14 protein-coding genes are annotated in these 13,608 nt (G+C 66.6%); 4 read left to right on the forward strand and 10 right to left on the reverse strand.

All coding sequences use genetic code 11. The annotated features are described in order from the left end of the window. Positions 1–41: 41 nt before the first annotated feature. The 4 genes from rlmB to E3T43_RS15675 form a co-directional block, all read right to left on the reverse strand. Entirely contained in the window at positions 42–1,178 is a 1,137-nt protein-coding gene (rlmB, locus tag E3T43_RS15660) for a 23S rRNA (guanosine(2251)-2'-O)-methyltransferase RlmB (RefSeq protein WP_092451103.1), read from the reverse strand. Then, the gene (gene cysS / locus E3T43_RS15665) at positions 1,178–2,593 is read right to left on the reverse strand and encodes a cysteine--tRNA ligase (protein WP_134473114.1); all 1,416 of its coding nucleotides are present in this window, start codon (positions 2,591–2,593) and stop codon (positions 1,178–1,180) included. Before cysS ends, rlmB begins: the two co-directional genes overlap by 1 nt. After that, a complete protein-coding gene (ispD, locus tag E3T43_RS15670) occupies positions 2,590–3,912 on the reverse strand; it encodes a 2-C-methyl-D-erythritol 4-phosphate cytidylyltransferase (RefSeq protein ID WP_134473115.1) in 1,323 nt (440 codons plus the stop codon). The genes cysS and ispD overlap by 4 nt, the downstream gene beginning before the upstream one ends. A 92-nt stretch (positions 3,913–4,004) precedes the next feature. After that, positions 4,005–4,487: a CarD family transcriptional regulator gene (locus E3T43_RS15675; protein ID WP_104135553.1), complete on the reverse strand. Its 483-nt coding sequence runs from the start codon at positions 4,485–4,487 to the stop codon at positions 4,005–4,007. A gap of 173 nt (positions 4,488–4,660) precedes the next feature. Between E3T43_RS15675 and E3T43_RS15680 the strand changes: the two genes are divergently transcribed. After that, entirely contained in the window at positions 4,661–5,176 is a 516-nt protein-coding gene (locus tag E3T43_RS15680; protein WP_134443821.1) for a hypothetical protein, read from the forward strand. Positions 5,177–5,324: 148 nt separating this feature from the next. Here the strand turns inward: E3T43_RS15680 and E3T43_RS15685 are convergent, their stop codons facing one another. Further along, positions 5,325–6,008 (reverse strand): response regulator transcription factor, encoded by a 684-nt coding sequence (locus E3T43_RS15685; RefSeq protein WP_092451113.1) that lies wholly within the window; start codon positions 6,006–6,008, stop codon positions 5,325–5,327. After that, on the reverse strand, positions 6,005–7,192 hold the full coding sequence (locus E3T43_RS15690) for a cell wall metabolism sensor histidine kinase WalK (RefSeq protein WP_092451115.1): 1,188 nt from the start codon (positions 7,190–7,192) through the stop codon (positions 6,005–6,007). Before E3T43_RS15690 ends, E3T43_RS15685 begins: the two co-directional genes overlap by 4 nt. 182 nt (positions 7,193–7,374) lie before the next feature. Between E3T43_RS15690 and phoU the strand changes: the two genes are divergently transcribed. Beyond that, positions 7,375–8,031: a phosphate signaling complex protein PhoU gene (gene phoU, locus E3T43_RS15695; RefSeq protein ID WP_104132048.1), complete on the forward strand. Its 657-nt coding sequence runs from the start codon at positions 7,375–7,377 to the stop codon at positions 8,029–8,031. 267 nt (positions 8,032–8,298) lie between these two features. Here the strand turns inward: phoU and E3T43_RS15700 are convergent, their stop codons facing one another. The 4 genes from E3T43_RS15700 to E3T43_RS15715 all read right to left on the reverse strand — a co-directional run bounded on the left by E3T43_RS15700 (position 8,299) and on the right by E3T43_RS15715 (position 11,966). Next, positions 8,299–9,051 carry a phosphoglyceromutase gene (locus tag E3T43_RS15700; protein ID WP_092451119.1) on the reverse strand — a complete coding sequence of 251 codons (753 nt, stop codon included), beginning with the start codon at positions 9,049–9,051 and terminating at the stop codon, positions 8,299–8,301. A 185-nt stretch (positions 9,052–9,236) separates the two neighbouring features. Next, complete coding sequence (locus tag E3T43_RS15705; protein ID WP_134473116.1) at positions 9,237–10,505, reverse strand: folate-binding protein YgfZ; 1,269 nt, start codon at positions 10,503–10,505, stop codon at positions 9,237–9,239. Between the two features lie 298 nt (positions 10,506–10,803). Further along, positions 10,804–11,571 (reverse strand): FABP family protein, encoded by a 768-nt coding sequence (locus E3T43_RS15710; RefSeq protein WP_134473117.1) that lies wholly within the window; start codon positions 11,569–11,571, stop codon positions 10,804–10,806. Between the two features lie 140 nt (positions 11,572–11,711). Beyond that, positions 11,712–11,966, reverse strand: a complete 255-nt coding sequence (locus E3T43_RS15715; protein WP_092451125.1) for a hypothetical protein — start codon at positions 11,964–11,966, stop codon at positions 11,712–11,714. Between the two features lie 72 nt (positions 11,967–12,038). On the opposite strand from E3T43_RS15715, the gene E3T43_RS15720 reads away from it, so the two are divergent. Together E3T43_RS15720 and mshD are read left to right on the forward strand one after the other, a co-directional pair. Next, entirely contained in the window at positions 12,039–12,731 is a 693-nt protein-coding gene (locus tag E3T43_RS15720; RefSeq protein ID WP_134443825.1) for a response regulator transcription factor, read from the forward strand. Continuing rightward, complete coding sequence (gene mshD, locus E3T43_RS15725; RefSeq protein WP_166791352.1) at positions 12,700–13,575, forward strand: mycothiol synthase; 876 nt, start codon at positions 12,700–12,702, stop codon at positions 13,573–13,575. The genes E3T43_RS15720 and mshD overlap by 32 nt, the downstream gene beginning before the upstream one ends. The last annotated feature ends 33 nt before the right edge of the window (positions 13,576–13,608 follow it).

The following is a 13,608-nucleotide window of genomic DNA, read 5'->3' on the forward strand; positions in this document are numbered from 1 at the left end:
AAGGAGACGGCGGCAGGGCCGCGCGGGCCGCCGCGCAGGGACTACTGCTTCGCGGCCTGCTTGGCCTTCTTGATCTCGGCGCGCAGGCGGGAGACCTCGTACAGGGTGACGCCGGCGGCGATTCCGGCATTGAGCGACTCGGTCGAGGCGCTGATCGGAATCGACACGATCGCGTCGCAGGTCTCGGTGACGAGGCGGGACAAGCCCTTACCCTCGCTGCCGACGACGATCACGATCGGGCGCTCGGCGAAACCGGTGCCGAGGTCGGGCAGCGACACATCGCCGTCGCCGGCCAGGCCGAGCACGAACACGCCCTGAGCCTTGAGGGCCTTGAGCGTCTGGGTCAGGTTGCTCGCCATCGCGACGGGCGTTCGGGCGGCGGCGCCGGCGCTGGTCTTCCAGGCTGAGGCGGTGACGCCGACCGAGCGACGCTGCGGAACAATGATACCGTGGCCGCCGAACGCAGCGGTCGAACGGATGATCGCACCCAGGTTGCGCGGGTCGGTGATGCCGTCGAGGGCCACGAACAACGGCTTGTGGCCGCGGCTGATGGTCAGTTCGAGCAACTCCATCGGGTGCGCGTACTCGTAGGCCGGAACCTTGAGCGCGAGGCCCTGGTGCACGGCGTCGCGACCGGCGAGACGGTCAAGCTCGGGGCGCATGACCTCGAGAATGGGGATGTTGCGGCTCGTCGCCATGAGCAGCACCTCTTTTACGCGCTCATCCATTTCGATGCGCGCCGCGATGTACAGGGTCAGCGCCGGAATCTTCGCGCGCAGCGCCTCGAGCACCGAGTTACGGCCGGTGACAATCTCGTGCTCGTCGATCTGCTGGGCGCGACGGGTCGAAGAGCCGCCGCCGCCGGTGTTGCCGGTGCCGCGCTGCGGGCCGCCCTGCGATGCGCCGCGGGCACCGCCGCGAGCAGCGGGGCCGCCACGCGAGCCGCCGCGGTTGGCGGAAGCATCCGCTGCGGGGCGGGAGTTGAAGCCGCCGGCCGCGGTGAAGCGCTCGGCAGCAGCCTTGCGCTTGCCCGCGGGGTGGTACGGACGGTCTTCGGCCTTAGGCGTGGGCTTCTTGCCCTCGAGCGCCTGACGGCCCTGGCCGCCGGAGCCGACTTGGGCTCCACGGCTGCCCTTGCGCACCGCTCCGGTACGCGATTTGCGGTCTAAGTTCTTCATCAGTCAAAGCTCCAATGGGCACCCGACGGGGTGTCTTCGATGGTAATTCCGGCGGCGACGAGTTCGTCCCGGATTCGGTCTGCGGCCGCGTAGTCGCGGTTTTCCCTGGCGAGGTTGCGGTCGCCGAGCAGCCGCTCGACCAACGCACTCAGGGCCACCATGGCCGGTTCGTCCGTCGCCACGGCCCAGCCGGGCGACAAAGGGTTGATTCCCAGCACTTCGCTCATCGCGAGTACCTCACTGCGAGCGGATGCCGCAGCGTGCAGGTCTTCGGCATCCAGCGCGGCGTTTCCGGCCCGCACGGTGTCGTGCAACACACCGAGCGCCTGCGGAACGGCAAGGTCGTCGTCCATGGCCGCGGCGAACTCGTCGGGCACGACCTCGACGCCACTCCCGGCGAACCGGGTACCGGCAAGGCGCCGGTCTGCACGGTCGAGAAAACTTTCGACGCGCTCGAGGGCCGCCTCGGCCTCGGCCAGGGACCCGTCGTTGTAGTCAATGGTCGAGCGATAGTGGGCCGCGCCGAGAAAATAGCGAACGACGATGGCGCGAGCCTGGTCGAGCAGTTCGGCCGCGAACACGGAATTGCCGAGCGACTTGGACATCTTCTGCCCGTTCACGTTCACCAGGCCGTTGTGCACCCAGTAGTTCGCGAAGTCGCTGCCGGCCGCGTTCGACTGGGCCAGCTCGTTCTCGTGGTGCGGAAACCGCAGGTCGAGTCCGCCGCCGTGAATGTCAAACCGGTCGCCGAGGTAGCGGGCTGCCATAGCCGAGCACTCGATATGCCAGCCGGGGCGACCAACGCCCCACGGCGATGGCCAGGCGGCTGAGGTCGGCTCGCCCTCCTTGTGGGCCTTCCACAGGGCGAAGTCGTGGGGGTCGCGCTTGCCGCGCGGCGAAGCATCCGCTGCCGCTTCCATATTGTCCGGCGACTGGTGCGTGAGCGCGCCATAGGCGGCCCAGCTCGCACTGGAGAAATACACGTCGGCCGAACCGTCAGCGGCAGGGTAGGCGTTGCCGCGTTCGATCAGGGTGGCGATGAGGGTCTGCATCTCGGTGATGCTCGCCGTCGCGCGCGGCTCGTAGGTGGGGGCAAGAATACCGAGGCGCTGGTAGCCGGCGGTGAACTCGAGCTCGTAGCGGTAGGCCAGCGCCCACCATTGCTCGCTCGAGCCCTTGGCGTTGATCAGAATTTTGTCGTCGATGTCGGTGACGTTGCGCACGAACGTGACGTTCAGTCCACGGTAGCTGAGCCAGCGGCGCAGCTGGTCGTAGACCAGGGCGCTGCGCAGGTGACCGATGTGCGGGCTGGACTGCACAGTGGGTCCACACACGTACATTCCGACCTGGCCCGGTTCGAGGGGGACAAAGTCACGCAAGGCCTGGGCCTTCGAATCGTACAGTTGCATGGTCACGCCTCCCAGTTTAGGTCAGGGGTCTGACCCGGCTCTGGTGCTGCGGGCGGGAGCGGGTAGAGCAGCGCCGTGGCCGTCGCCGCGACGCCCTCGCCGCGACCGGTGAATCCGAGGGCGTCGGTCGTGGTTGCTGCGATATTGATCGGTGCAGCGAGGATGCCGGCGAGTCGCGTTTCGGCCTCTGCCCGACGCGGCGCAAACTTGGGGCGGTTGCCGATAATCTGCACCGAGACGTTGCCGATCTGGTAGCCGGCGGCTGCGACCAGGCGCACCGTTTCGGTGAGAAAAACGTCGCCGTGGGCGCCGCTGAACCGCGGATCAGTCGTGCCGAACACGCTGCCGATGTCACCGAGACCGGCGGCGCCGAGCAGGGCGTCGCAGATAGCGTGGCAGGCGACGTCGCCGTCGCTGTGACCGCTGAGGCCGCGCTCCCCCGGCCAATACAGCCCGGCCAGCCAGAGCTCGGTGGTGTCGTCAGGCTCAGTGTCGGCGGCGAAGGCGTGCACGTCAAGGCCGGTACCGATGCGCGGGAGGAGCGGGAGCAGCGGCGGGGTTGCGGCGGCGTGCAGGATCAAGTCAGCTCGGTCGAGGTCTTCCGGCGTGGTGATCTTGAAGGCGAGGGCGTCGCCGGCAATGACGGAGACCGGGTGACCGGCGTCGGCGACAAGGGCTGCATCGTCGGTGAGCGCCTCGAACCGGCCGTTCTGCACGGCCCAGGCGCGGGCAGCGGCGAGCATGGCACGGGGAAATCCCTGCGGGGTCTGGACGGCCAAGAGTTCGGATCGGTCGACGGTGCCGAGGATGGCGCCGGAGGCGGCGACCCGTTTGATGGTGTCCACGACCGGGAGCCCCGGAATGATGCCGTGCCCGGTGGAACGCACGGCGTCGACGACGGCGTCGCACAAGCTGGCGGGGGTGAGAGCACGCGCGGCATCGTGCACGAGCACCACGTCAATACTCGGCAGCAGGGCGGCGAAGCCCTGGTCGACCGAGTCCTGACGGGTGCGTCCGCCGACGACGATCGTCAGGGCCGCCGCGGGCGACTCGTGACGAGCCGCGGCAGCGGCGGCGATGGCGCGGGCATCCGTTACCCGGTCGCTGGGGGCAACGACGATGATCTGCACGGGCGAACGCATTCCAAAAATGGAATCTAGGGCGTGGTCGAGCAGCGGGCGCATATGCAGCAAAACGAATGCTTTAGGTTCGGTGTGCCCCAGACGGATTCCGCTGCCGGCAGCGACGATGATCACGGCAACGGTGGGCGCATCGGGTGAGGGGTCGCCGAGCGGGCTGGCCGGCGGCAGGAGGGGAACAGTCATATCTGGAGGGTATCTATCTGGGCGATGCAGCGGGATGAACATGCAAAAGGCGGCACCTCGCGGCACCGCCCCTCACGAAGCAAAATAAAGAATCAGGAAGCGAGGACTTCATCCAGAACGGTGGAGGCCCGCTCTTCATCGGTCTTCTCGGCCAGGGCCAACTCGCTGATCAGGATCTGCCGGGCCTTGGCCAACATGCGCTTCTCACCGGCGGACAGGCCGCGGTCTTGGTCGCGACGCCACAGGTCGCGCACGACCTCCGACACCTTGATGACATCGCCGCTGGCGAGCTTCTCGAGGTTGGCCTTGTACCGGCGGGACCAGTTGGTGGGCTCCTCGGTGAACGGTGCCCGCAGCACTTCGAACACCCGGTCGAGGCCCTCCTGGCCGATCACGTCGCGCACGCCGACCAGGTCGACGTTCTCGGCGGGAACCTCAATTGTCAGATCACCCTGCGTGACGTTGAGCTTGAGGTAGAGCTTCTCTTCACCCTTGATGATGCGCGTTTTCACCTCGGTGATCGTCGCAGCGCCGTGGTGGGGATAAACAACAGTTTCGCCAACCTCAAACAGCATAGGGATCCCTTCAGCAACGTCCATAATACCACATCAAGGTGGTGCTAGAGTACGCGCGCCCCCGCGAGGCGCGGCGACGACATGTCGCCGCCCAGACTCGCCGCTAAGCTAGTGACAAAGCGAATTCTGCAGCGCCGGCCCACCGTCGACCGCTGCTTCGGTATGGAGGTCTTGTGAGAGCGCGCATCGCTGCATCCGTTGTATTGGCGGCCGGCATTCTGTTGGGCACGAGCGCATGCGGATTTTTCGCACCGCAGGCCACCTCGATCGAGTACAACGCGAGCGACGGAGTCAGCGGTGATGTTGGCGAGATCCACATTCGCAACGGTCTGCTGCTCTCGACCGACGGTGAACTGGCGAACCTGATCGTGTCCGTCGTGAACACGACCGACTCCGAGCAGAACCTGGTCGTGCAGTACGAGTCCAGCACCGGCACGGTATCGCAGGATATTCCGGTCGAGGCCAACACGACCGTGACGTTCGGCACCGAGGGTGAAGAATCGGTCATTCTCGAGAACATGGACAGCCAGCCCGGGTCGCTGTTTCCGGTGTTCTTCCAGTACGGCGAAGAGACCGGCGTCGAGCTGCTGTTGCCGGTGCTGACCGGCACTCAGGGTGAGTATTCGACCCTTCTGCCGACGCTCGCGCCGACCGAGACCCCCGAGCCGACTGAGACGCCCGCAGCGTAGGTTCTTCGGCACACAGGCCGCCATCCCCTCGGGGACGGCGGCCTGTTTTATGTCTGCGGCAGCCGGCGCCGAGCGGCCGGCGGGACGCGCGCGAGTGCGCGCATCCACTGCCTGCCTGGTCAAGCGGATGCCGCCCGTCCGTGACGGCTCAGGCCTCGAAGCGGTAACCGAGCCCGCGCACGGTGACGAGCATGGTCGGGTCAGACGGGACCGCCTCGATGCGCGAACGGATGCGTTTAATGTGCACGTCGAGCGTCTTGGTGTCGCCGAAGTAGTCCGTGCCCCAGACCCGGTCGATGAGCTGACCGCGGGTGAGCACCCGGCCGGCGTTGCGCAGCAGAAACTCGAGCAGCTCGAATTCCTTGAGCGGCATATTCACGAGTTCGCCGGAAACTGAGACGGCGTGCCGCTCGACGTCCATGCGCACGGTGCCGGCGGCAAGCGTGGTGTCGTCGTCATCGCCGCCCTGATCGTCGTGGCGCCGGAGCACCGCACGGATGCGCGCGACGAGTTCGCGCGTCGAATACGGCTTGGTCACGTAGTCGTCGGCGCCGAGTTCCAGCCCGACGACGATATCGATTTCGGAGTCCTTGGCGGTGAGCATGATGATCGGCACCGTCGACCGGGTGCGGATCTCGCGGCACACCTCGGTGCCCGGAATTCCGGGCAGCATGAGGTCGAGCAGGATGAGATCGCTGCCGTTCTGGTCGAATTCGCTGATCGCGCTCGGCCCGTCTTCGGCCACGACGACCTCGTAGCCCTCACGTTCGAGCAGGAAGCTCAGCGGCTCGCTCAGCGCGCTCTCGTCTTCGACCAGAAGGATGCGTGTCATGGTGTGTCTCCTGCGGCCGCACGTGCGGCTGGTTGCGGCTTCTTGGGGCCGGGTTCGATCGGCTGCGCCGCCTCGGGGAGACGGATGGTGAAGGTGGATCCGCTGCCCGGCTGGGACCAGACGCGAATGTCTCCGCCGTGGTTCTGCACGACGTGTTTGACAATGGACAGGCCCAGTCCGGTTCCGCCGGTGTGGCGCGAACGGGCCTGATCGACCCGGAAAAATCGTTCGAAGACCCGGTCCAGATCGGCCTCGGCAATGCCGACGCCCTGATCGGTGACGGTGATTTCGACGATCCCCTTCTGCAGGCGCACGCCAACGCCCACGCGCGACCCCTCGAGGGAATAGTTCACCGCGTTGGCGACCAGGTTGTGCACGGCCACGATGAGCAGGGCTTCATCGCCATAAACGTGGGCACCAGACTTCTTGCCCAGAACAATGGTGATGCGTTCCGCCTCGGCGACGACCCGACTTTGGTCGACGGCCGCGGCGACGATGTCGTCGACGCTGAGATTCTCCGGCTCGGCGAGCACGTCCTGCGCCTGCAGCCGGGACAGTTCGATGATCTCCTGGGTGAGGCGGCCGAGCCTGGCCGACTCGGTCGTCAACCGGTTGGCGAAGCGGCGAACCTGCGCCGGTTCATCCGCTGCCTTGTCGAGCGCCTCGGCGAGCAGACCGACGGAGGCGATCGGGGTCTTCAGTTCGTGGCTGATGTTGGCGACGAAGTCGCGGCGCACCTCGTCGAGGCGGAAGGCTTCGGTGCGGTCTTCGGCCAGGAGCAGCACGTAGCGAGTGCCGAGCCGGGCCAGGCGCACCCGAAACCGCATGCTTGCGTCGCCGAACGGGCCGCGGGAGAGCACGAGGTCTTCGCTGATCGGCTCGCCGGTGCTGCGCACTCGTCGGGCGAGTTCGAGCAGTTCGGGATGCACGAGCTGATGGTTCCAGACCAGACCGAGAGTGAGGGCGCCCGGGCTGGTCTTGATGACGTTGTTGGACGGGTCAAGCACGACGCCGGCGGTCTCGAGGGCGTCGAGCACCTGGTCGATTCCGTCGGGCACGGCCGGGTTGACCACTTCGCTGGCGCGGCGTCCGTGCCGTTCGGCGACGTGCAACAGGGTCACGAAGCCAGCCCCGACGCCGAGGCCGAGTGCCAGCGACAGCAACACCAGCAACGTCGATTCCATAACCTACAGGTTACTGACACTCTGGGGCTCTACTTCGCAGCGAAGGCCGCCGGAGACCTGTACTTTAGAAAGTGTTCAAGACCACGGCACCTGCCGTTAACCTAAATCCGGCATTCTAGGTCGGAGGCCAAGGCGGGTCTCACAGGCCCGTGCGTGCCCGCGCGGCAAGGAAGGACCACAGCATGCGCGACGTATTCCAGCAGGAGCTGGCAGAAGTTCAACAACGACTAGTCGAGATCTCTCGGCTCGTCGCCATCTCGATGGACAAAGCCACTCGCGCCTTCAACGAGAGTGACGTCAGCCTCGCCGAAGAGGCCATCACCGAAGACGAGAAGATCGACGAACTCACGGTCGAGCTCGACGAGCTCGCGATCACCATTTTGGCCCGCCAGCAGCCGGTCGCCCGAGACCTGCGAATTGTCGTGAGTGCCCTGCGCATCAGCGCCTCCCTTGAGCGGATGGGCGACCTTTCGACGCACATCGCCCAGCTGGCCCGCTACCGTTTTCCCGACAAGGTCATTCCCAAGGGGCTGCGCGGCACGTTCGCCGAAATGGGCGCGCTCGACGTGGTCATCGCGAATATGCTCACCGAGCTACTCCTGCACCAGGACATGGCCCTCGCCGAGACCATTCGCAATGAAGACGACAAGGTCGACGCGCTGCACGTGAGCGTGTTCGACGCCGTGCTCGGCGAAACCTGGAAGGGGCTCGCCGCCGACACCGTCGATGCGACCCTGGCCAGCCGGTACCACGAGCGATTCGCCGACCACGCGGTGTCCATCGCGAAGAAGGTGCAGTACCTCGGCACGGGGGCCTGGCACCAGGACAACAACGACTGACTTATTGCACGTGAGAGGCCCCGGAGCATGCGCTCGCGGGGCCTTTTGCGTGAAACTGATGCCCCGCCCGGTTGCGGCACGGGTGAGCGCACCCGATATGGGTGGCCGCGCTCGGTTTGGCGGCACGGCACGCAGGACCGCGCCCGATATCGGTAGCCGCTACGGTAACTAACGAACGGGCGTAGCGCGCACCAGTTTCGGGCGCGCTCAGAACCTGCGGGCAGATAGAAGGCCCCGGAGCACCTGCTCCGAGGCCTTCTATGCGGGCTACTTCTTGTTGCCCTGGGCTGCGACGGCGGCAGCTCCGGCGGCGGCGGCCTCGGCGTCGAGGTACTCCCCCGGGCCAAGCGGCATGAAGTCTTCGCCGAGCCGATATACCAGCGGGATTCCGGTGGGGATGTTCAGTTCGGCGATGTCGGCGTCGCTGATGCCGTCGAGGTGCTTGACCAGGGCGCGCAGGGAGTTGCCGTGCGCGGTCACCAGGACGGTCTTGTTCGCCTGCAGGTCGGGCACAATGTCGGACTGCCAGTAGGGCAGCATCCGCTCGACGACGTCTTTGAGGCATTCGGTGCGGGGAAGGTCGTCGCCGAGGTCGGCGTAGCGCGCGTCGTGCGCCTGCGAGAACTCGCTGGAGTCGTCGAGCACGGGCGGCGGGGTGTCGTAGGAGCGGCGCCACAGCATGAACTGCTCCTGGCCGAACTTGGCCTGGGTGGCCGCCTTGTCGAGGCCCTGCAGTCCGCCGTAGTGGCGTTCGTTGAGGCGCCAGGAGCGCTTGACCGGGATCCACGAGCGGTCGGCTTCTTCGAGCGCGAGGTTCGCGGTCTGGATGGCGCGGGACAGCAGGCTGGTGTGCAGCACGTCGGGCAGCAGGCCGGCGTCCTTGAGCAGTACACCGGCGCGCGCGGCTTCGGTGGCACCCTGCTCGCTGAGGCGAACGTCCACCCAGCCGGTGAACAGGTTCTGCTGATTCCAGGTGCTTTGGCCGTGGCGGAGGAGGACGAGTGTGTAGGGGGCAGACATGTGCCCACTCTATCGAGCGTGGGTGACGCAGTTGCGCCGGAGCGCACCCGCCGGCGGGGGCTAATTCAGGAAAACTGGTCACAACGGATGCCGCCACCCGCGCCGACACGCGGGAAGCAGCATCCGTCACAGAAGAGTTCCTGAATAAGCCATCGAAAGTCGGCGAGCCCGGGGACCCTGGAAGGTCAGCGAACGGGGGCGCGGACTCCGAGGCGGGGCAGGCGGGGAATGTCGGCGACCGACCCGGCGGACTGCGGCACGATGATCTCCTGGCCGGCCGAGATGGAGATGCCCTCGGACTCGACGTAGAGCGTCGATGCGCCCGGGATGGTGCGCTTGATCACGGCGAGCGCGATCGGTCCGAGCTCATAGTGGATGGCACTGGACGTGATGCTGCCGACAACGACCCGTTCGGGCTCGGCTTCGGGCCGGACGCGGTCGGCCTGCACCGGGTCGCCGGGCGCGGGCAGAACGCCTTCCGACCCGTCGAGGTGCAGCATGACCAGGCGGCGCGGCGGGTGGCCGAGGTTGTGCACCTTGGCCACGGTTTCCTGTCCGCGGTAGCAGCCCTTGCTGAGGTGCACGGCGGTGCGCAGCCAGTCCAGCTCGTGCGGGAGGCTCTTCTCATCGACCTCCCGGGCCCGGCGCGGACGCCACGCGGCGATGCGCAGCGCCTCGAGCGCGAGCAGTCCGGCCGGTTTTACCAGCGAAGCAGATGCTGCAGCGCCGGTTGGGACTGGGGCGGCCGAGTCGGAGGCGGGCGCTGTTGCGGCGGGCGTGGCGGACTCGGGCCTGACGGTCAGGGCGCCGGCGGCGAGTGCGTCACGCAGGGCGGGGAGGCTGGCGCGGGCCACGAGGGTCTCGGTGTAGGTCCAGCGGGTTCCGGGATGCTCGGGCGCCTCGGCATACTGATAGCCGCCTCGGGCGACGGCGGCCCAAGGATCCAGCCAGGTCAGCGGCACGCCGTTCGGGGCGGCGGCGGTGATGCCAACGGAGGCGGGGGCATCACTCATGGCGCCGATGGTGGCGTAGGCGAGGGTGTGGTCGACGACCTGCACCCGCAGCATGAACTTCATGCGGTCGAGGAAGGTTTGCAGGCCGGGCAGCTCGGCGGCCTCAACGAGGAGCCAGGTTTCGACGCCGTCATCGAGCACGCGGACGGCGTACTGAAGGTGTCCGTTGGGGTCGAGCAACAGCATCTCGGTGGATTCGCCGGGGGCGAGGGTTTTGAGTTCCTGGCTGGCGATGGAGTTGAGCCAGCTGAGACGGTCGGGGCCGGCGACGGAAAGCACGCCGCGGTGCGAGAGGTCGACGATGGCGTGTCCGGCGACGAGCGAGCGTTGTTCGATCATGGGGTTGCCGTAGTGCGCGGCGACGCCGGCATCGATTCCCGCGGATTGCACCGCGCCGGGCAGTCCGAGCAGCGGTGAGACGGTTGTTGCCGGGTCAGTCATGGCGCTCAATTCTGCCGATCCGGGTTGACGGTCGGCGATCGTGCTTGGGGGCGTGCTCGTTGGCACGGCTCATGCACTAACAACACTACGGCCCGCGGATTTATTCGACAGGCGAGCCGGGTCGCGGCCCGACCGGGCCCACCCTACGGCAGCGGGCTCATGATCCATCATGGGCCCGCTGCCCGGGCCCGGGCGAAAGAGGAGGGTGCGCGCTGCTGGGCCCACCTTATGACCGCGGGCCCAGTTTATAAACTGGGCCCAGGGGCGGAGCCCAAGCCCCGTCCCGATTAGGAAGGGACTACTGGACCCGGGCGAGGCGGCCGGAGGCGTGGGTGCGCAGGTTCTGGCCCAGGGCGGCGATGTCCCAGGCCCAGAGCAGGTCATTGTCGACCAGGCCGTAGAGGCGGGTGGCGGCCGCGTAGGGCTTGGATCCGGCGGTGCGCAGCACGGCATCCGTGGCGAGGTCGATACGGGGGCCCTTTACCTGGCCGAGGTAGAGTTCGGCGACGCCGCCGGGATGCACGAGCGTGACCTCGATGTCGAAACCACCGTCACGATTGCGCAACGTTTCAACGGCCGCCGCCGAGGTGAACGGGCGCTCCCCCGTGCCCGGCAGCATGCCGGGCCCCGGGTCGCCGTCACCCTGGTGACGGCTGAGCCGCCAGTAACCGGTTTCGGTGACCAGCGGGAGCTTCTCATCGGACAGCATCTCGGGCGGCAGCGTCGGGGCCGGCGTGGCGACATCCGTTTCAGAGGGAGCGTTTTGTTCAGCCAAAGCGGATGCGGCATCCGCCTCCAGAGCAGCGCCAGAATCAGAAGCGCCCTCGGACTCGGGCACAGCGGTATCCGATTCAGAGGCGGCCGCAGCCAGCGGCTCCAGCCAGGTGTACGAGCTGTAGTTCAGGTGCGGCAGGCCGTCGTGGCTGAAGCTGATGCGGTGGCCGAAGGTACGGCTGACCGACTCCTCGCCGATTTTGTATTCGAGCACACCGGAACCTTCCCAGACTCCGATCAGCCAGGAGAGTGGAACAAGTTCGGACGGCAAACCGACCGGAAGGTCAAACATGCTTACTTACCGCTGCCCCCGGAACAGCTTGAAAACGACCATGCCGGATACCCAGGCGATCGACAAGCTGGCCAGTCCGAGCAGGCCTAAAAAGAAAAGTTCCAGCGCTAACAGATCCATGCTGCGAGTCTAGCGGGAGCTCAGAGCAGAGCGACCACAATCGTCGCCGCGACGAGGATCACGAGGGCACCGGCGATGCTCAGCGTGACCCGTTTCACGTAACCTTCTTTGGTTCCGGTGGCGATCTGCAGTCCGAGCGTGACGAGCGTGCAGCCTGCCAGGGTGAGCCCGAACCAGCCGAGCGCCGACGCCGGGGTGGCGAGCAATCCGGTGAGAATGGCCCCCACAATCGCCAGTAACCACACGGTCGCGATCGTTCTCCAGTGCCAGCTCACGTCTCTATTGTGCCTGAACGGTCGCATCCCGTGGCACGCTAGTATGAAATTCGAGACACTTGGAGGGCGCCCGTGGCGCAGTTGTTGATCCTGACCTCGGCGGCCAACAATGACGTACTCCCCGCCCTGGCGTTGCTGTCACACAGCGCGAAACTGATTCCCGCCCAGGCGGATCAGCTCATTCACGCCCCGGATTCCGATCTGATTTTGGTGGATGCCCGCAGCAACCTCGCCGCGGCCAAGTCGCTCTGCCAGATTCTGCGCACGATGGGCACCATTACTCCCCTGCTTCTCGTCATTACCGAGGGCGGACTGGCCGCGGTCAGTCCGGACTGGGGCGTCGACGATGTCATTCTCGACACGGCCGGCCCAGCCGAAGTGGATGCCCGTATCCGCCTGAGCATCGGCCGGCTCGCCCAGACCGTGCCCTCGAACACGATCCGCGCGGCCGGAGTCGTGATCGACGAGGCGAGCTACTCGGCCAAGGTGCACGGAAAACCGCTCGACCTCACCTATAAGGAGTTCGAACTGCTGCGGTTCCTGGCCGCGCATCCGTCACGGGTGTTTACCCGTGAACAGCTCTTGAGCGAGGTCTGGGGCTACGACTATTTCGGCGGCACTCGCACGGTCGACGTGCACGTGCGGCGCCTGCGCGCCAAGCTGGGCGACCAGGAATCGCTCATCGGCACCGTACGCAACGTCGGCTACCGGTTCAATGTGCACGAGGAAAACGATGAGCGAGTTCCCAATTCTCTCCGCGCTTAGTAAAACGGATGCCGCCGGGCTGACCGAATTCCACCGCATCGCCGCGGAGGCGCTCGCCTTCGACGGCTACGCGCCCTTCAATGAGCAGGGGCTGTTCGACCTGCACAGCGGCCTGCGGACCGCTTATTTGGTGCGATCGAATGACCTCTTGGTGGGGGCGGCGCTGGCTGGGCGCGGCGAAATCGACCTGGTTATTACGCCGGAGTGTCGCCGAAGCGGGTACGGACGGGCGGCATGGGGCGAACTCGGCGCGCTCGAGCCCGGCGAGATGACCGCGTGGTCGCACGGCGACCACCCCGGCGCGCGCGCCTTGGCGGTCGAGCTGAACTTCGTCGCGGTGCGAACCCTTTTGGAATTGCGCAAGTCATTGCCGGACACCGAGGAGTCGGCATCCGTTTCCCTGGATGGCGCAGGCATTTCGGCGTTTCGGCCAGGCCTGGACGATGCGGAGTGGGTTGACCTGAACGCGCTCGTGTTTGCGACGCACCCGGAACAGGGCGCTATTACCGAGGCCGACCTGGCAGCGCGACAGGCCGAATCGTGGTTCAGCAGCGACGACTTTCTGATTCTGCGGGACGTTGACGGTCGCATGATCGGCTACAACTGGCTGAAGATTGACGGGGCGATCGGCGAGATCTATGTGATCGGGGTGCATCCGGATGCCGCCGGTCACGGCTTCGGCCGCGCGCTCATGCAGGCGGGGCTTCAGCGCTTGCACGCTGCCGGCTGCAGTACAGCCGCCCTCTACGTGGAGGCCGACAGTGCCGGCGCCGTGCACCTGTATCGGTCGCTCGGTTTCACCGACCACACGGTCGACGTGCAGTACCGCCGCCTCGCCGGCTGAGGCCATTTCACCCGGTCGGGGCCGACTCGCAGG

Source organism: Cryobacterium sp. Hh7 (genome assembly GCF_004403155.1).
GTDB lineage: Bacteria > Actinomycetota > Actinomycetes > Actinomycetales > Microbacteriaceae > Cryobacterium > Cryobacterium levicorallinum.